General features: G+C 63.7%; 19 protein-coding genes and 1 other RNA gene. 16 read left to right on the forward strand and 4 right to left on the reverse strand.

The annotated features are described in order from the left end of the window. The first annotated feature begins 15 nt into the window (after nucleotides 1–15). The 5 genes from ACLIIZ_RS01905 (at nucleotide 16) to ACLIIZ_RS01925 (ending at nucleotide 5,489) form a co-directional block, all read left to right on the forward strand. Nucleotides 16–405, forward strand: coding sequence for a PTS sugar transporter subunit IIA (locus ACLIIZ_RS01905; protein WP_416690510.1), 390 nt, complete (start codon nucleotides 16–18; stop codon nucleotides 403–405). Between the two features lie 3 nt (nucleotides 406–408). Then, on the forward strand, nucleotides 409–678 hold the full coding sequence (locus ACLIIZ_RS01910; protein WP_416690511.1) for an HPr family phosphocarrier protein: 270 nt from the start codon (nucleotides 409–411) through the stop codon (nucleotides 676–678). A gap of 5 nt (nucleotides 679–683) precedes the next feature. After that, the gene (gene ptsP / locus ACLIIZ_RS01915; RefSeq protein ID WP_416690512.1) at nucleotides 684–2,426 is read left to right on the forward strand and encodes a phosphoenolpyruvate--protein phosphotransferase; all 1,743 of its coding nucleotides are present in this window, start codon (nucleotides 684–686) and stop codon (nucleotides 2,424–2,426) included. 117 nt (nucleotides 2,427–2,543) lie between these two features. Next, nucleotides 2,544–4,847 (forward strand): TonB-dependent receptor, encoded by a 2,304-nt coding sequence (locus ACLIIZ_RS01920; RefSeq protein ID WP_416690513.1) that lies wholly within the window; start codon nucleotides 2,544–2,546, stop codon nucleotides 4,845–4,847. Between the two features lie 66 nt (nucleotides 4,848–4,913). Then, the gene (locus ACLIIZ_RS01925; protein ID WP_416690514.1) at nucleotides 4,914–5,489 is read left to right on the forward strand and encodes a Crp/Fnr family transcriptional regulator; all 576 of its coding nucleotides are present in this window, start codon (nucleotides 4,914–4,916) and stop codon (nucleotides 5,487–5,489) included. A 17-nt stretch (nucleotides 5,490–5,506) separates the two neighbouring features. Here ACLIIZ_RS01925 and ssrA read toward each other — a convergent pair. From ssrA to ACLIIZ_RS01945, 4 genes are all read right to left on the reverse strand, one after another. Next, nucleotides 5,507–5,838, reverse strand: a transfer-messenger RNA (tmRNA) gene (gene ssrA, locus ACLIIZ_RS01930). A gap of 5 nt (nucleotides 5,839–5,843) precedes the next feature. Next, the gene (locus ACLIIZ_RS01935) at nucleotides 5,844–6,356 is read right to left on the reverse strand and encodes a hypothetical protein (protein ID WP_416690515.1); all 513 of its coding nucleotides are present in this window, start codon (nucleotides 6,354–6,356) and stop codon (nucleotides 5,844–5,846) included. Nucleotides 6,357–6,362: 6 nt separating this feature from the next. After that, nucleotides 6,363–6,959 (reverse strand): riboflavin synthase, encoded by a 597-nt coding sequence (locus tag ACLIIZ_RS01940; protein ID WP_416690516.1) that lies wholly within the window; start codon nucleotides 6,957–6,959, stop codon nucleotides 6,363–6,365. Nucleotides 6,960–7,017: 58 nt separating this feature from the next. After that, nucleotides 7,018–8,727 (reverse strand): response regulator, encoded by a 1,710-nt coding sequence (locus ACLIIZ_RS01945; RefSeq protein ID WP_416690517.1) that lies wholly within the window; start codon nucleotides 8,725–8,727, stop codon nucleotides 7,018–7,020. Between the two features lie 142 nt (nucleotides 8,728–8,869). On the opposite strand from ACLIIZ_RS01945, the gene mnmG reads away from it, so the two are divergent. From mnmG to atpG, 11 genes are all read left to right on the forward strand, one after another. Next, entirely contained in the window at nucleotides 8,870–10,768 is a 1,899-nt protein-coding gene (gene mnmG, locus ACLIIZ_RS01950) for a tRNA uridine-5-carboxymethylaminomethyl(34) synthesis enzyme MnmG (RefSeq protein WP_416690518.1), read from the forward strand. After that, nucleotides 10,765–11,382, forward strand: coding sequence for a 16S rRNA (guanine(527)-N(7))-methyltransferase RsmG (gene rsmG, locus ACLIIZ_RS01955; RefSeq protein WP_416690519.1), 618 nt, complete (start codon nucleotides 10,765–10,767; stop codon nucleotides 11,380–11,382). Before mnmG ends, rsmG begins: the two co-directional genes overlap by 4 nt. Then, nucleotides 11,379–12,140: a ParA family protein gene (locus ACLIIZ_RS01960; protein ID WP_416690520.1), complete on the forward strand. Its 762-nt coding sequence runs from the start codon at nucleotides 11,379–11,381 to the stop codon at nucleotides 12,138–12,140. Before rsmG ends, ACLIIZ_RS01960 begins: the two co-directional genes overlap by 4 nt. Continuing rightward, on the forward strand, nucleotides 12,137–12,997 hold the full coding sequence (locus tag ACLIIZ_RS01965; protein WP_416690521.1) for a ParB/RepB/Spo0J family partition protein: 861 nt from the start codon (nucleotides 12,137–12,139) through the stop codon (nucleotides 12,995–12,997). Before ACLIIZ_RS01960 ends, ACLIIZ_RS01965 begins: the two co-directional genes overlap by 4 nt. Before the next feature lie 84 nt (nucleotides 12,998–13,081). Next, nucleotides 13,082–13,435: an ATP synthase subunit I gene (locus tag ACLIIZ_RS01970; RefSeq protein ID WP_416690522.1), complete on the forward strand. Its 354-nt coding sequence runs from the start codon at nucleotides 13,082–13,084 to the stop codon at nucleotides 13,433–13,435. Between the two features lie 2 nt (nucleotides 13,436–13,437). Beyond that, entirely contained in the window at nucleotides 13,438–14,304 is an 867-nt protein-coding gene (atpB, locus tag ACLIIZ_RS01975; protein WP_374325121.1) for a F0F1 ATP synthase subunit A, read from the forward strand. A 78-nt stretch (nucleotides 14,305–14,382) separates the two neighbouring features. Beyond that, nucleotides 14,383–14,637: a F0F1 ATP synthase subunit C gene (gene atpE / locus ACLIIZ_RS01980; protein ID WP_076097435.1), complete on the forward strand. Its 255-nt coding sequence runs from the start codon at nucleotides 14,383–14,385 to the stop codon at nucleotides 14,635–14,637. Between the two features lie 42 nt (nucleotides 14,638–14,679). Then, nucleotides 14,680–15,150: a F0F1 ATP synthase subunit B gene (locus ACLIIZ_RS01985; RefSeq protein WP_374325118.1), complete on the forward strand. Its 471-nt coding sequence runs from the start codon at nucleotides 14,680–14,682 to the stop codon at nucleotides 15,148–15,150. A gap of 5 nt (nucleotides 15,151–15,155) precedes the next feature. Next, a complete protein-coding gene (locus ACLIIZ_RS01990) occupies nucleotides 15,156–15,689 on the forward strand; it encodes a F0F1 ATP synthase subunit delta (RefSeq protein ID WP_416690523.1) in 534 nt (177 codons plus the stop codon). Nucleotides 15,690–15,698: 9 nt separating this feature from the next. Continuing rightward, nucleotides 15,699–17,237, forward strand: a complete 1,539-nt coding sequence (gene atpA / locus ACLIIZ_RS01995; RefSeq protein ID WP_416690524.1) for a F0F1 ATP synthase subunit alpha — start codon at nucleotides 15,699–15,701, stop codon at nucleotides 17,235–17,237. 15 nt (nucleotides 17,238–17,252) lie between these two features. Further along, nucleotides 17,253–18,116 (forward strand): F0F1 ATP synthase subunit gamma, encoded by an 864-nt coding sequence (gene atpG, locus ACLIIZ_RS02000; protein WP_374325113.1) that lies wholly within the window; start codon nucleotides 17,253–17,255, stop codon nucleotides 18,114–18,116. Nucleotides 18,117–18,122 lie beyond the last annotated feature (6 nt).

Consider the following 18,122-nt stretch of genomic DNA (forward strand, 5'->3'; position numbering starts at 1 on the left):
GTTAGAATGGCCCGCATGATCGGCATCTTCCTCATCACTCACGGTTGTTACGGCGAAGCACTGGTGCAGGACGTCTGCAACGTCCTCAACCAGCGGCCGCCGCTGCTGGCCCAGCTCGGCGTCGCGCCGCAGGACGATCCGCTCGACCTGCTGCCGACGGCGCGCGAAATGCTGGCCACGGTCGACCATGGTGGTGGCGCGCTGGTGTTGACCGACCTGTTCGGCGCGACGCCGGCCAATCTTGCCCTCAAACTCCTGCAGCCCAGCCGCGTCGTCGGCCTGGCCGGGGTCAACCTGCCGATGTTGCTGTCGGCGCTGACCCACCGCGACAAGGACCTCGAAACCCTGCTCGTGCGCGCCCGCGACGGCGGCCGCAACGGCATCCTCAACCTGCTCGACCACTGAACCATGCTCACCCGGGAAACCCTGATCATCAACAAGCTCGGCCTGCACGCCCGGGCTTCCGCCAAACTGACCCAGCTCGCCGGCAAGTTCGCCTGCGAGGTGTGGATGAGCAAGGGCAGCCGCCGCATCAACGCCAAGAGCATCATGGGCGTGATGATGCTGGCCGCCGGCAAGGGCTCGACGGTGACCATCGAAACCGACGGCAAGGACGAGGCCGAGGCGATGGAGGCGCTGCTGGCGTTGATCGCCGACTATTTCGGTGAGGGAGAATAGGCGCGATGAGCTTCATCCTGCACGGACTGGGCGTTTCCACCGGCATCGCCATCGGCCGTGCGATGCTGATGTCGCATGCGACGCTGGAGGTGTCGCACCTGACGCTGGCGCCGCGTCTGGTGGACAAGGAGATCGCCCGTTTCGACGCCGCCGTCGCAGCGGTCAAGCAGGAACTGGTGCAGATGCGCGAGCACGCCGAACACGCGCCGGCCGAACTGGGTGCCTTCATCGACATCCACACGATGTTCCTCGAGGACAACGAGCTGGTCGGCAAACCGCGCGAGATCATCCGCGAGCGCCGCTGCAATGCCGAGTGGGCGCTGGTCCAGCAGATGGAACATCTGGTCGGGCAGTTCGAGGAGTTCGACGACCCCTACCTGCGCGAACGCCGTTTCGACGTCATCCAGGTGGTCGAACGGGTGATCAAGGAGTTGCTCGGCCATCCCGGGCGCGCTTCACTGAAGGCGGCCAAGCAGACCAAGGAAGAGTCGCTGATCGTCGTCGCCCACGACCTGTCGCCGGCCGACACCATCGCCTTCAAGGACCACCGCTTTGCGTCCTTCATCACCGACGTCGGCGGCGCCACCTCGCACACGGCGATCCTCGCCCGCAGCATGGCGATTCCCGCCGTGCTCGGCCTGGAAAACGCCCGCGCCCTGATCCGTGATGGTGAGCAACTGATCGTCGACGGCCTGCGCGGCGTCGTCATCGTCAACCCCGATGCGCGCGTACTCGACGAATACCGGCTGCGTGCGGAGCAGATCGAACTCGAGAAGACCAAACTGCGGCAACTGCGCAGCGCGCCGACACAGACCATCGACGGCGTCGAGGTGGCGCTGCACGCCAACATCGAACTGCCCGGCGATGTGCCCGACGCGCTTGACGGTGGCGCCGAAGGCATCGGCCTGTTCCGCACCGAGTTCCTCTTCCTCGATCGCGGCGACATGCCCGATGAGCAGGAGCAGTACGAGGCGTACAAGAAGGTGGTCAAGGGCATGGCCGGTCGGCCGGTGACCATCCGCACCTTCGACCTCGGTGCCGACAAGGACCTCAAGCCGGAAGCCACCGCCGGCGACCGCGTCAAGACCAACCCGGCACTCGGCCGGCGGGCGATCCGCCTGTCGCTGGCCGAACCGAAGATGTTCCAGACCCAGTTGCGAGCCATCCTGCGCGCTTCGCGTTTCGGCCCGATCAAACTGCTGATCCCGATGCTGGCGCACGCGCACGAGATCGACCAGACGCTGGCCGCCGTCGAACAGGCGAAGTCCAGCCTGCGCGGCGAGAAGATCACCTTCGACGAGCACATCCAGGTCGGCGGCATGATCGAGATACCCGCCGCGGCGTTGGCTGTCGGCATCTTCCTGCGCCGGCTAGATTTCCTGTCGATCGGCACCAACGACCTGATTCAGTACACGCTGGCGATCGATCGTTCCGACGAGCAGGTCGCCGCGCTCTACGACCCGCTGCACCCGGCGGTCCTGATGCTGCTGGCGCACACCATTTCCAGTGCCGAGAAAGCCGGCGTGCCGGTCTCGGTATGCGGCGAAATGGCCGGCGATCCCAAGCTGACCCGCCTGCTGCTCGGCATGGGGCTGCGCATTTTCTCGATGCATCCGTCGCAGATCCTCAAGGTCAAGAGTCGCGTCCTGAAATCGGAGCTTGCCGAGTTGGCGCCCAACGTGCGTAAGATGCTGCGCCTGGACGAGCCGGCCCGCTTGCGCGAGGCGCTGGAAAAGCTCAACGCCTGAACCAGCGGCGTGACGGCCCGCTGCCGCAGGAGTGCGACGATTTGTCACATTCCCGTGGGCAGCTTCCTTGCCGACAATCGCCCCCTTGTCGTCGATCAAAAATAATTGGGGGTTCGTATGTCTTTTTCCGTTCGGCCGCTGGCGGCGGCCATCGGCTTCGCCTTTTCCTCGTTCGCCCTGAGTACGCCGGCAACGGCGCAGACCCTCGGTGAAATCACCGTCAGCGCCGAGCGCGACAAGAGCGCTGGCAGCACCACCCAGCTCGACGCAGCCGAACTGCGCCAGCGCGGCGCCCGCAACAGCGATGTCGCATCGCTGCTGCAGGAGGTTCCCGGCGTCAGCTTCTACGGCGCCGGCGCCGTTTCCAGCCTGCCGGCGATCCACGGCCTGGCCGACGACCGCCTGCGCATCAAGGTCGACGGCATGGATTTCATCGCGGCCTGCCCCAACCACATGAACCCGGCGCTCTCCTACCTCGATCCGAGTCAGGTCGGCGCCCTCACCGTCTTTGCCGGGATCAGCCCGGTCAGCGTCGGTGGCGACAGCATCGGCGGCAGCATCGTCGCCGAGACGCGCGCCCCGGAATTCGCCGCGCCCGGCGAGCGCCTGGTCAAGGGCGAAGTTGGCGCCTTCTATCGCAGCAACAACGACGCCCGCGGCGTCAACGCCAGCGCCACCGTCGCCAGCGACAGCCTCAGCCTGAGCTATAGCGGCGCTTACAGTGCCGCTGACAATTACAGCGCCGGCGGCAACTTCAAGAACTACACCGCCACCGGTCGCGCCGGCCACCGCCTTGATCGCGACGAGGTCGGTTCGACCAGTTACCGGAGCGGCAACCACACTCTCGGCCTGGCCTTCCGCAACGCCAACCACCTGTTCGAAGCCAAGCTCGGCTACCAGGACATGCCGGAGCAGCTCTACCCGAACCAGCGCATGGACCTGCTCGACAACGAGCAGAAGCGCATCAACCTGCGCTGGCTCGGCGACTACGACTGGGGCAAGCTGGAAGCCCGCGTCTATCACGAGACCGTCGATCACTTCATGGACTTCGGCGACGACAAACGTTACTGGTACGGCTCGAATTCCGGCGCTATCGATGGTTCGCCTTGCACGCCGATCCGCTATACCGGCGACCCGGCCGGTACCTGCGCCGCCGGGATGCCGATGAAGACCGCCAGCAAAACCACCGGCGCCAGCCTGAAGGCCGATGTGCAACTCGGCAGCAAGGATCTGCTGCGCGTCGGCGGCGAGCTGCAGAAATACCGTCTCGACGACTGGTGGCCGGCTTCCGGCGGCGGTATGGGGCCCGGGACCTTCGTCAACATCAACGACGGCCAGCGCGACCGCAGCGCCTTGTTCGCCGAATGGGAAAGCCGTCGCAGCGAACGCTGGACCACGTCGCTGGGCTTGCGTTTCGAACGGGTGGCGATGGATGCCGGCAAGGTGCGCGGCTACGACGTCGACCCGGCGCCGCCGGGAAGTTTCGGCATGACCAGTGCCGATGCCGCGCGTTTCAACGCCAGCGACCGTTCGCGCCACGACAACAACTGGGATTTCACCGCCCTTGCCCGCTACGCCGCCAGCAACTCGCTCGATATTGACATCGGTTTCGCGCGCAAGACGCGTTCGCCCGGCCTGTACGAGGCCTATCCGTGGTCGACCTGGCCGATGGCGGCGACGATGAACAACTATGTCGGCGATGGCAACGGTTACGTCGGCAATCCGGATCTCGATCCGGAAAAGGCCTACACCCTGTCGACCACCTTTGACTGGCACAACGCCGAGCGCAGCCGCGAACTCAAGCTGACGCCTTACTACACGCATGTCAGCGACTACATCGACGCCGTCCAGTGGAACGCCGCCACCAACGCGCCGCGCACCACGCTCCTCACCGACCAGTTCACAGTGCTGCGCTACGTCAATCAGTCCGCCCACCTCTACGGTCTCGACCTGTCCGGCAAAACGCCGCTGGCCAGCACCGGTTTCGGCCAGTTCGGCCTGAAGGGCGTGTTGAGCTACACGCGCGGCAAGAACCGCAAGACCGGCGACGATCTCTACAACATCATGCCGCTCAACGCGACGCTGACGCTGACCCAGAAGCTGGCTGGCTGGGAGAATGCGCTGGAGGTGGTCGGCGTGGCGGCGAAGAACAAGGTGTCCGACATGCGCAACGAGGTCAAGACCGCCGGTTACGGGCTGGTCAATTTGCGGTTGAGCCACACCTGGAAGCAAGTCCGTCTCGACTTCGGGGTTGAAAACCTATTCGATCGCTACTACGAGATGCCGCTCGGCGGCGCTTACCTCGGTCAGGGGCGGACGATGTCGATGAATCCGCCGGTGGCCGACGGGATGATCGGCTGGGGCAACCCGGTGCCCGGCATGGGCCGCTCGCTGTATGCCGGCATCAACATCAAGTTCTGAGGCAATTGCCTGAAATGACCCCGGTCGATCCCGACCGGGGTTTTGTCGTTTGTGGAGGAGTGGAAGATGGGCTTGTTCAGGATCGATCGCAAGACCCCGGCGACTGCCGGACCGCGTCGTCTCGACTGCGGCGTCAGCCTCTACCGCGCCGGTGATGAAGGCGTGGCCTGGCGCCTGCGCCGTGGCGTGCTCCGTCTCGACAGCCCGCAGGCGGGCGGCGAGCGTTTCGCCAGCCTGGCCATCGCCAACGACATCGTCGGCTGCGAAACCCTGCTGTTCGGCGTCTATACCTTCTCGGCCTGCGCCCTGACCGACTGCGAAATCGTCCCCTGGCCGGAGGGCGAGGCCGGGCTGGCCGGCGATTCCCTGCTCGCCACGCTGGCCCGCGCCCAGCAGCGGGCGGCCGAGGTGGTGGCGTTGCGCGGCGGCCAGGCGGTCGATCGTGTCCTGGCGCTGGTCCGTCTGCTGGTCGAAAGCGACGGGCAGGTGGTGCTGCCGACGCGGCAGGCAATCGCCGACATCACCGACCTGCGCTTCGAGACGGTGTCGCGGGTGATCAAGCAACTGGAGCGTAGCGGCATCCTCAATCCGGCGCGCGTCGTCGGTGTCCATGCCACGCGCAGCTTCCATTACGCCGGCTGAATTGCCGGTCGTAAACGTGACGACGGGGACCGAAGTCCCCGCCGGCTGTCTTTGGTAACAAGGCTTCAGCAGCCCCGGCTATCCGTTTTTAGGCGGCAATAGCGAATTGCTCATCGTTGGCAATTATGGATTTGCGCGGATTACGTCCGTCGCCTTTCGAGTTGCCTGCGCACCTTTGTCCGCCCTGTCGAAACCAGTACACCCCCATCGCAAGGACACTCCTCGAATGTCCTTGGGTGGAGGTGAGGGGAATCGAACCCCTGTCCAGAACGCCTCCAGATTGCCGGAATTACAACCATGCTCTGGATTATGGGGGCGGCCGGGGGCTTTTTCAAGGGCGCTGCGGAAAACGTTTCAGCGGCTGCACCAGCCGCGGAAATTACCGAACCAGTTGAGGCCGCGCAAATCTTCGGAGGCGGCGTAGGTCGAGCGGACGCGTCGGGTGCGGCCGTCGAACATGACGTCGAAGCGGGCGGGTTCGTTCCAGTCGTCGCAATAACGCCATTCCCAGACCAGTTCGTCGCGCGCCTTGAAGTAGGTGACCCAGTGCGGAACCGGTGGGCCGAGCAGGCGGAGGACGTCTTCCTCGCGCATCTGCGGCTGGATTTTCGCGAACTGGGCGGCGACCAGCACGTTGTCGCGGGCGACGACATGGCCGCTGGCATCGCTGCGCACGAACCAGGTCCGGTAGCCTTGCGGCCCTTCCGGGTAGGCCAGGGTTTCGCCGCCGTCCGTCTCGCTCCAGCGCATGGCGGGGGCGCCGAGGCGTTGTTCGAGTTCGGTGACAGTGAGACTACCGGGGAGCGCTCCGCTGCCGGCACAGCCGGCGAGCAGGACGGCCGCCAGCAGAGTCGCGGCAGCGCGCATCGGTGGTCAGGCGGCGCGGTCGGCGCTGAGCAGGCGTTCGCAGTAGCGGGCGATCAGGTCGACCTCGAGATTGACCTTGCTGCCCGGCTGCAGGCGGTTGAGCGTGGTGTTTTCCAGCGTGTGCGGGATCAGGTTGATGGTGAAATCGGTGCCCTTGACCTCGTTGGTGGTCAGGCTGGTGCCGTCGACGGCGACCGATCCCTTGCGCGCGATGTACTTTGCGATGTCCTGCGGGGCGCGGATTTCGAGCAGGCGGTTGTCGCCGACGGCGTCGAAACGCAGCACTTCGCCAACGCCGTCGACGTGGCCGGAGACCAGGTGGCCGCCGATGACGTCAGCCAGACGCAGCGCCTTTTCCAGGTTGACCGGGCCGGGGGCGTCGAGGCCGACGGTGCAGGACAGGGTTTCCGGGGAGACATCGACCATGAAGCAGTTGTCTTCCTTGCCGACGACGGTGAGACAGACGCCGCTGTGGGCGATCGAATCGCCGATGGCGAGGTCGCTGATGTCGAGTTTGCCGGCGTCTACGGTCAGGCGGTAGCCGACTTCGCGCGGCGTCAGTTCGGTGATGCGGCCGACGGCCGCGACGATTCCAGAGAACATGGCAGGGTCCGTGGTGGGAAAGAGGGCGACTTTATCATGCCGCTCCCGGCTCGGTCGCTCAGCTATCCGGTCCGACGCCGTATTTTTTGGCCACCGCGAGTTGCATCTGCTTGGCCGACGCCACTTTCGGACTCTTGCGGTCCTTCTGCTGGGCGCGCGCCAGGTATTCGCCGGCACGTTGCGCCAGTTCGTCGTTCCAGCCCCGCTTGTCGAGCAGGGTGTAGATCGCTTTCGCCGCGTTGACCAGGAACTGCAGGTTGGGCATCTGGTCGGCGGCCTGCATCAGCAGCCTGACCGATTCCTCGAAATTGCCGGCGCGCGCGCCCATCACCCCCTCGTTGTTGAGGCGGACGATCTCCTTGCTGACTTCGGCGAGCAGCGCCTTGCCGGTGTCGACCTGGCCGGTTTTCTCGAACACGTTGTGGATGTGGCCGAGCAGGTGGTTGTCGTCGTTGTTCTCGGCGGCGACCTGGCGCATGATGCGTTCGGCATCGGCTTGCTTGCCGGTGGCGATGCAGGCGTGGGCAAGGTCGACGGCGAGGCGCTGGGAGACCGGGCGGCCTTTTTCGCTGGCCTCGGCGCTCAGTTCCTGCTGCATCTCCAGTGCCTGGTCGATCAGTTGCGTGGCCTTGGCCGGTGCCCCCTCGCGTTCGAGGCAGAGGCTTTCGACGACCAGGGCGGCGAGCGTCGCCTGCTTGTCGCCGCGCAACTCGCGCTTCATCTCGCCGACGATGCGCCGCGACGCTTCGACATCGCCACGCTCGACGAGGACGCGCGACAGGTTGGCGAAATCGTCGACGCTGCGCAACAACGAACCCCGGCTGCGCTCCATGACCTTGCTGTAGGCTTTCTCGGCGACCAGGAAATCCTTGTTGCGGGCGGCGACGTCGCCGACCAGGCGCTGCCGCACGGTGTTGTGCGGCGAGGCTTCGGCAGCCCGTTGCAGGACCAGTTGCGCCTCCTGAAGGCGGCCCTGGGCTTCATGGACCGAGGCCAGGAAGTCGTAGGCGGAGAGAAATTCCGGGGCTTCGAGCAGTACCTGTTCGGCGAGCTGCTTCGCTTCGTCGAGGGCGTTGCGGTCGCGCAGCGCAGTGGCCAGGCCCATCTTTGCCCAGGGAACGACACGGCCTTCGAGGACGCGTCGATAGACTTCCTCGGCTTCCTGGGTGCGCCCTAGCTGGTGCAGCAGTTCGCCCTTGAAGCGTAGCGCGTCGTACATGTACAGCGGTTGCTGCTGGATCACGCGGTCGCAGGAGGCGACCGCCTCCAGCAGTTCGCTGGCTTCGATGTGCTCGTAGATCTTGCGCAGCACATGCTTCTTGTAGATGGCGCGAACCAGGCGTCCCTGCAGTTGCTCGGCGGTGAAAGGCTTGATCAGGTAATCGTCGGGGGCCAGTTCGGCGAGGGCGACAACATTGGTATAGCCGCGTTCGCTGGTGATGATCATGTACACCGTCGCCAGCGGAATCAGGTGGGCGTGGCGCAGTTCCTCGAGCAGTTGCTGGCCGTCGCGGCCATCGTCGAGGACGAAGTCGGAAAGTATGATGTCGAAACGGTTGGCTTTGACCTGGCGGATCACCTCGGCCGAGTTGCCGGCGCCATGCACCGCGGTCACACCGAGCGCGCCGAGCATCAGGCGCAGCGCGTCGCGCGCCGGCGGGTGGCGGTCGATGAGCAGGACACGTTTCTTGGTCAGCGAGTGCTGGAGGACGAGCAGCATTTCCTCGTCGTCGAGCGGGCTGCCGTTGCCGGCGGTTTTGTGATTCATTTCCGGAAAATTACTGTAGAAGCCCGGCGACGGCAAGCCGAACTGTGTGTTGTGTTTGCCTGGCTTGCTTAAGTCTGTGATTTTCCAGTTGCCTGACGTAAAATCGCCGGTCCCATACTGCGCCGCAACAAGACATTTTCCCATGCTTTATCCCACCCGTTTCGATGTCATCGTCGTCGGCGGCGGCCACGCCGGTACCGAAGCCGCGCTTGCCGCGGCGCGGGCCGGTGCGGCCACGTTGTTGCTGACGCACAACCTCGAAACGCTCGGGGCGATGAGCTGCAACCCGTCGATCGGCGGCATCGGCAAGGGCCATCTGGTGCGCGAGGTCGATGCGCTGGGCGGCGCGATGGCGGCGGCGACCGACGAAGCCGGCATCCAGTTCCGCATCCTCAATGCGTCGAAAGGCCCGGCGGTACGCGCGACGCGCGCCCAGGCCGACCGTGTGCTGTACCGCCAGGCGATCCGTTGGCGCCTGGAAAACCAGCCGAATCTGACGATCTTCGCGCAGGCCGTCGACGACCTGATCGTCGATGGCGACCGTGTGCGTGGTGCGATCACCCAGCTCGGCATCCGCTTCATGGCCGACGCCGTCGTCCTCACCGCCGGCACCTTCCTCAACGGCAAGATCCACGTCGGGCTGGAGAACTACACCGGTGGCCGCATGGGCGATCCGGCATCGGTCTCGCTGGCCCGCCGCCTGCAGGAACTGCAGCTGCCGCAGGGGCGCCTGAAGACCGGGACGCCGGCGCGCCTGGACGGCAAGACGATCGATTTTTCGGTGATGGAGGAGCAGTACTCGGACGATCCGCTGCCGGTCTTCTCCTTCCTCGGCAATGCCGCCCAGCATCCGCGCCAGTTGCCGTGCTGGATCACCGAAACCAACGAGCGCACGCATGAGATCATCCGCGGCGGCCTCGACCGCTCGCCGATGTACACCGGCGTCATCGAAGGGGTCGGGCCGCGCTACTGCCCGTCGATCGAAGACAAGATCCACCGCTTCGCCGACAAGAGCAGCCACCATGTCTTTCTCGAACCGGAGGGCCTGGGGACGCACGAGATCTATCCGAACGGGATCTCCACCAGCCTGCCCTTCGACATCCAGCTGGCGCTGGTGCGTTCGATCCGCGGCCTGGAGAACTGTCACATCCTGCGCCCCGGCTACGCCATCGAATACGATTTCTACGACCCGCGCGGGCTCAAGGACACGCTGGAAAGCAAGGCGATCGGCGGCCTCTTCTTCGCCGGTCAGATCAACGGTACTACCGGCTACGAGGAAGCGGCGGCGCAGGGCCTGCTCGCCGGCATCAACGCGGTGCGCCACGTGCGCGGCGAAGCCGGCTGGTGCCCGAAGCGCAACGAAGCCTACCTCGGCGTGATGGTCGACGACCTGGTGACGCGCGGCGTTGCCGATCCTTACCGGATGTTCACCAGCCGCGCCGAATACCGCCTCAGCCTGCGCGAGGACAACGCCGACCTGCGCCTGACCGAAAAGGGGCGCGAACTCGGCCTGGTCGATGACGTGCGCTGGGCCGCTTTCTGCCGCAAACGCGACGCGATTGCCGCCGAGCAGGAACGGCTGAAAGCGACCTGGGTCAATCCGAAGATCGTCGCCGCCGACGATTGCCAGCGCGTGCTGGGCAAGCCGATCGAGCACGAATACAGCCTGTTCGAGCTGCTGCGGCGGCCGGAGGTGGCCTGGCGCGAACTGGTTTCGCTGCCGATCGACGGCGTCTTGCCGGCGGCGCCGGAAATCGACGCGGCGGTGATTGAGCAACTGGAGATTGCCGCCAAGTACCAGGGCTACATCGACCGCCAGGCCGAAGAAGTGGCGAAGTCGGCCAGCTACGAAAGCACCGAACTGCCGGACGACATCGACTACGCAACGGTCGCCGGTTTGTCCAACGAGGTCCGTCAGAAGCTGCAGCAGCACCGGCCGCAGACCATCGGCCAGGCTTCGCGCATTCAGGGCATCACGCCGGCGGCGATTTCGCTGCTGCTGATCCACCTGAAGCGCCTCAACCTGTCGCGGGCGGCATGAGCGCGATCACCCTTCCGGAAGGTCTCGCCGCACTCGGCATCGACCTGCCCGACGCCGCGCAGCAGCAACTGCTCGCCTTCCGCGACCTGCTGCTGAAGTGGAACAAGACCTACAACCTCACCGCGCTACGCGATCCGGACCAGGCGATCTCGCATCATCTGCTCGATTCGCTGGCGATCCTGCCCTACGTCAATGACGGCGCCCTGCTCGACGTCGGTTCCGGCGGCGGCCTGCCCGGCATCCCGCTGGCCATCGCCCGTCAGCAGCTTTCCGTGCGCATGGTCGATACCGTGCAGAAAAAGGCGACCTTCCTGCAGCAGGCGGCGATCCAGCTCGGCCTGAAGAATGTCGCGGTCGACCATGCGCGGGTCGAGGAGCTGGGCGGCCAGTACGCGCAGATCAGTTCGCGTGCCTTTGCCGAGCTCAAGCTTTTCGTTGAACTCACCCGCCACCTGCTGGCCCCCGGCGGTCGCTGGCTGGCGATGAAGGGCGTTTGCCCCGACGCGGAAATCGCCGCCCTGCCGGCCGACATCGTCGTCGACCGCATCGTTCCCTTGTCCGTGCCCGGGCTGGACGCCGAAAGACACCTGATCATCCTGAAAGCGGGCCAATGAAAGTACTCGCCATCACCAACCAGAAGGGCGGCGTCGGCAAGACGACGACCGCCGTCAACCTCGCCGCTTCGCTGGGTGCCGAGGGTCAGCGCGTGCTGCTGATCGATATGGACCCACAGGGCAACGCGACGACCGGTTCCGGCATCACCAAGAAGGAAGCGTTGCCCACCGTCTATCAGTTGCTGATCGGCGCTGCTTCCCTGCGCGAAGTCTGCATCAAGACCGATTTTGACTTCGACATCCTGCCTGCCAACCGCGAGCTGGCTGGCGCCGAAGTCGAGTTGATCGAACTCGACCGGCGCGAATACCGGCTCAAGGAGGCGCTGGCGCAGAATCACGATGAATACGATTTCGTCCTCATCGACTGCCCGCCGGCGCTCAACATGCTGACCGTCAACGCGCTGGTCGCCGCCGATTCGGTGCTGATCCCGATGCAGTGCGAGTACTACGCGCTGGAAGGCCTCTCCGATCTCGTCGAAACGCTGCGCAAGGTGCGCCACCACCTCAACTCCCGGCTCGAAATCGAGGGGCTGCTGCGCACCATGTACAACGGCCAGAGCACGCTCACCCAACAGGTCTCGAACGAGCTCGAAAACCACTTCGGCAGCAAGGTTTACCAGACCATCGTGCCACGCAATGTCCGTCTCGCCGAGGCGCCGTCCTACGGCAAGCCGGTCAATGCCTTTGACAAAAACTCCAAGGGGGCGCAGGCCTATACCTCGCTTGCCCGCGAAATTCTCGAAAGGGTCGCCAAATGATCAAGATGAAGGGACTCGGCCGCGGCCTCGATGCGCTGCTCGCCGGCAGCGATGCCAAACCCGAGGACGAACTGCGCAACCTGCCGGTAGACCGCCTGAAGCCAGGTAAGTACCAGCCGCGCACGCGGATGGACCCGGAGTCGCTCGCTGAACTGGCCGCCTCGATCAAGGCCCAGGGCGTGATGCAGCCGATCCTGGTACGCGCCGTTGACAAGACGCCGGGTGCCGAGCGCTACGAGATCGTCGCCGGCGAACGCCGCTGGCGCGCGGCGCAGCAGGCTGGCCTGGGCGAGGTGCCGGTGCTGGTGCGGGCGATCCCCGACGAGCAGGCGCTGGCGATGGCGCTGATCGAGAACATCCAGCGCGAGAACCTCAATCCGCTCGAAGAAGCGCAGGGCCTGCAGCGTCTGATCCAGGAATTCGGTCTCACCCATCAGCAGGCGGCGGATGCCGTCGGCCGCTCGCGCCCGGCAGCGTCCAACCTGATGCGCCTGCTGCAGTTGTCGGCGCCGGTCCAGGAGCTGCTGATGAGCGGCAAGCTCGACATGGGCCACGCGCGCGCCCTGTTGCCGCTGCCCGGGGCGCAGCAGGTGGCGGTGGCGCAGCGGGTGGTGCAGAAGGAACTGACCGTGCGCGAGACCGAGCGGCTGGTGCAGCAGATCGTCAATCCGCCGAAGAAACCGGCGACGCCGGTGGTCGACCGCGACCTCGTGCGCCTCCAGGAAGAGCTCTCGGATGCCGTCGGGGCGGCCGTCGCCATCCGCAGCAACAAGAAGGGAGCGGGCAAGGTGACCATCGAATTCGGCAATCTCGACCAGCTCGAAGGCATCCTCGGCAAGTTGCGTCAGGGTACTTAGATTGCGGTAAACCCTTATTTTTCATTGACGCTATTTTTTGAAGTCTTGTATCATTTAGGTCTGTGTGGCTAAGCCGGTCAGCGATTGCGTGACACCATGTTGAAAGCGATATATCTACAACTTGGTGCAGCATTGATAACAGCGATCGCGGCTGGTGCTATCGTGGGAACCCGGGGGCTGGTTTCGGTTGGGATTGCGGCTGTGGCTGCTATCGTGCCCAACCTGTTCTTTGCTGTCCGGCTGACGATGTTGAAGAATCGCGCGGGGGCGTCCTACGCAGCGAACTTCTTTGTCGGCGAATTCCTCAAGATCGGCGCCACCATAGGAATACTGGCAATCGCCATCAAGGGGTATCCCGGGATGCACTGGCCCAGCTTGCTGATTGGTCTGGCGATTGTTCTACATGCTGGTTTTATTGCGTTTTGGAAGAAATCCTGATCATGTCTACAGCAGGCCACGAAGCAGCAGCGAACGCGCCCACCGCCGGCGAATATATCGTTCACCACCTGACCCATCTCAATAGCACGGGTCATGCGCAGAAGAGCATCATCGACTTCAGCGTCATCAACCTCGATACGGTGGTTTTCTCCGTTCTGATGGGCGTCCTCGGCCTCTTCGTCATGTGGCGTGTGGCCAAGAGCGTGACCTCCGGCGTGCCGGGCCGCATGCAGGCTGCCGTCGAAATCGTTCTCGAAATGGTCAATGAGCAGGCCAAGGGCATCGTCCATAGCGCCGAATCGCGCAAGGCCGTCGGTCCGCTGGCGCTGACCGTCTTCATCTGGATTTTCCTGATGAACTCGATGGACTTCCTGCCGCTCGACCTGCTGCCGACGATCTGGCAGACCGTCACCGGCGATCATCACGCCTACCTGCGCGTGGTCCCGACCGCCGACCTGAACGGCACGCTGGGCATGTCGATCGGCGTCCTGCTCGTTTGCCTCTACTACAACGTCAAGATCAAGGGCTTCGGCGGCTGGATGCACGAACTCTTCACCGCGCCGTTCGGCAGCCATCCGCTGCTCTACCCGATCAACTTTGCGATGCAGATGATCGAGTTCCTGGCCAAGACCGTTTCGCACGGCATGCGGTTGTTCGGCAACATGTACGCCGGCGAACTGGTGTTCATGCTGATCGCCCTCATGGGTGCCGCCTGGGCTGGTACGACCACCGGCGTCTTCCTGTTCATCGGTCACATCCTGTCGGGTTCGATCTGGGCCATCTTCCACATCCTGATCGTCGCCCTGCAGGCTTTCATCTTCATGATGCTGACCCTGGTCTACATCGGTCAGGCGCACGAAGCACACTAAGACTCACCCAACAGATTCAACGTAGTAACCCTGTTTTCGCTTTACCTTTTCATTACTTAAACTTAGCAAGGAGTTGTCATGGAACACGTTCTCGGTTTTGTTGCTCTGGCTGCCGGCCTGATCATTGGTCTGGGTGCTATCGGTGCCTGTATCGGTATCGGCCTGATGGGCGGCAAGTACATTGAAGCTTCGGCTCGTCAGCCGGAACTGATGAACGCCCTGCAGACCAAGATGTTCCTGCTGGCCGGTCTGATCGATGCCGCCTTCCTGATCGGCGTCGGTATCGCCATGATGTTCGCCTTTGCCAACCCGTTCCAACTGGTCGCAGGTTAATTACTCCTCTTCCGATCAACCCTTTAGAAGAGGACTAACACCGTGAATCTGAACGCAACGTTGTTTGCACAGCTCGTTGTGTTCTTCATTCTGGCGTGGTTCACGATGCAATTCGTGTGGCCCCCCATTGTGAAGGCGCTCGACGAGCGTGCGAAGAAGATCGCGGATGGTCTGGCTGCTGCTGAACGCGGCAAGCAGGATCTCGAACTGGCCACCAAGCGCTCCACGGATGCTCTCCGTGAAGGCAAGGAAAAGGCTGCCGAACTGATCGCCAACGCTGAAAAGCGCGGCGCCCAACTGATCGAGGAAGCCAAGGCGAATGCCAAGGTCGAAGCCGACCGCATCGTCGCCGGTGCGAAGGCCGAAATCGAACAGGAGGCCGTCCGTGCCAAGGAACAGCTGCGCGAACAGGTCGCTGCCCTGGTGGTCACCGGTGCCGAGCAGATTCTGCGCCGCGAGATCAACGCCCAGGCTCATTCCGACATTCTGGCCACGATCAAACAGGATCTGTAACGCTTATGGCTGAATCCGTCACCATCGCTCGCCCCTACGCCGACGCCGCTTTCAAGCTGGCCAAGGAAAGCGGGGCCCAGGGCATCTGGTCGCAGCGCCTGCAAAGGCTGGCGCTGATCGCCCAGGACGGGGACATGGCTCAGGTCATGGGCAATCCCCGGCTCTCCGCTGAACAGATTGCAGAATTGTTCATTTCGCTGTCCGAAGACAGCGACCCGATTCTCGCCAATTTTGTTCGTACCCTCGCAGAAAACCGGCGTCTCGCACTCCTGCCGGAGATTTCCCGGCTTTTCGATCTGGCCCGCAGCCAGGAAGAAGGGGTCCAGGAGGCGGTGGTGTATTCCGCATTCCCGATTGACGACGCCCAGGTCGCTGCTCTGCTGCAGCAACTGGAGCCGCGTTTCGGAACCCGCCTGACCGCCCGCGTCGAAGTCGATGCGAGCCTGATCGGTGGTGTGCGGGTTACCGTCGGTGACCAGATGCTGGATGCTTCAGTCCGCGGCAAGCTTGACGCGATGGCCGTGGCACTGAACAACTAGGAGATTTTCATGCAGTTGAATCCTTCCGAAATTTCTGAACTGATCAAGAGCAAGATCCAGAACCTGCAAGGCGCATCGGAAGTGCGTACGCAGGGCACCGTGGTTTCCGTCACTGACGGTATCTGCCGCGTGCATGGCTTGCAGGACGTCATGCAAGGCGAAATGCTGGAATTCCCCGGCAACACCATCGGCATGGCGCTCAACCTCGAACGCGACTCCGTCGGCGCCGTTATCCTGGGCGAATACGAGCACATCTCCGAAGGCGATACGGTCAAGACGACCGGCCGCATCCTGGAAGTGCCGGTTGGTCCGGAACTGCTCGGCCGCGTGGTCAACACCCTGGGCCAGCCGATCGACGGCAAGGGCCCGATCAACGCCAAGGAAACCGACAAGCTGGAAAAGGTCGCTCCTGGCGTCATCTGGCGTAAGTCGGTTTCGCAGCCGGTGCAGACCGGTCTGAAGTGCGTCGACTCGATGGTTCCGGTTGGCCGCGGCCAGCGCGAACTGATCATCGGCGACCGTCAGACCGGCAAGACCGCCGTCGCTGTCGATGCGATCATCAACCAGAAGGGCAAGAACCTGTTCTGCGTTTATGTCGCCGTCGGCCAGAAGGCTTCCACCATCGCCAACGTCGTGCGCAAGCTCGAAGAGCACGGCGCCATGGAATACACCATCGTCGTTGCCGCTTCCGCTTCGGAATCGGCCGCGCTGCAGTACCTGGCTCCCTACGCCGGCTGCTCGATGGGCGAATACTTCCGTGACCGTGGTCAAGATGCCCTGATCATTTACGACGATCTGACCAAGCAAGCTTGGGGCTACCGTCAGGTTTCCCTGCTGCTGCGTCGTCCGCCGGGCCGTGAAGCCTATCCGGGCGACGTCTTCTACCTCCACTCCCGCCTGCTGGAACGCGCTGCCCGCGTTTCCGAAGCCTGGGTCGAGCGTTTCACCAACGGCGCCGTGACGGGCAAGAGCGGTTCGCTGACCGCGCTGCCGGTTATCGAAACGCAAGCCGGTGACGTTTCCGCTTTCGTTCCGACCAACGTGATCTCCATCACCGACGGTCAGATCTTCCTGGAAACCGACCTCTTCAACGCTGGTATCCGTCCCGCGATCAACGCCGGTATCTCGGTGTCCCGCGTCGGTGGCGCTGCTCAGACCAAGCTGATCAAGAAGCTCGGCGGCGGTGTCCGTCTGGCCCTGGCCCAGTACCGCGAACTCGCGGCCTTCGCCCAGTTCGCCTCCGACCTCGACGAAGCGACCCGCAAGCAGCTCGAGCGCGGTCGTCTGGTCACGGAACTGATGAAGCAGCCGCAGTACGCCCCGATGAGCATCTCCGAGATGGCCGTCACCCTTTACGCCGCCGACAAGGGCTACTTCGACGACGTCGAAGTCAAGCGCGCGCTCGAATGCGAAAAGGCCATGATCAGCTACCTCAAGGCCAATCACGCTGAAGTCATGAACACCATGGAATCGTCGGCCGACCTGAGCGGTGATACCGAAAAGGCGCTGGCTGCCGGCATCCAGGCTTTCAAGAGCACCTGGGCCTGATCTTAGGAGAACGCCATGCCTAGCGGCAAGGAAATTCGCAACAAGATCAAGAGCGTAGAAAATACGCGCAAGATCACCAAGGCCATGGAGATGGTGGCCGCATCCAAAATGCGCAAGGCGCAGGACCGGATGCGGGCTGCCCGCCCCTACGGCGAGAAGATCCGGCGCGTGGCCAGCAACTTGTCGCATGCGCTGACCGAGTACAAGCATCCCTTCCTCGAGAAGCGCGAGCAGAAGGCGATCGGCATTGTCCTCGTCACCTCCGACAAGGGTCTTTGCGGCGGTCTGAACTCCAACGTCCTGCGCCTGGTCCTGGGCAAGATGAAGGAGCTGGACAGCCAGCAGATCAAGTTCCAGGCAACCTGCATCGGCAACAAGGGTCTGGGTTTCATGCAACGCGCCGGCGCGAAGGTTGTCTCGCACGTCGTCGCGCTGGGTGATACCCCGCACCTGGAAAAGCTGATCGGCCCGCTCAAGATCCAGCTCGACGCCTACATGAAGGGCGAAATCGACGCGCTGTACATCGGCTACACCCGCTTCATCAACACGATGAAGCAGGAACCGGTTTTCGAAAGGCTGCTCCCGCTCGCTGACGACGTCGTCAAGACCGATCATCAGCCGGGTTGGGACTATGTCTACGAGCCGGAAGCCCAGCCAGTTATCGACGATCTGTTGATCCGCTATGTCGAAGCTTTGATTTACCAGGCCGTGGCTGAAAACATGGCCTCCGAGCAGTCCGCCCGGATGGTCGCCATGAAGTCTGCTTCCGATAACGCCAAGAACGTCATCGGTGAATTGAAGCTGGTCTATAACAAGGCCCGTCAGGCCGCGATTACCAAGGAACTCTCGGAAATCGTCAGCGGCGCCGCCGCAGTCTGACGCCAG

It is taken from the genome of Azonexus caeni, from assembly GCF_048146105.1.
GTDB classification, from domain to species: Bacteria; Pseudomonadota; Gammaproteobacteria; order Burkholderiales; family Rhodocyclaceae; genus Azonexus; species Azonexus aromaticus_B.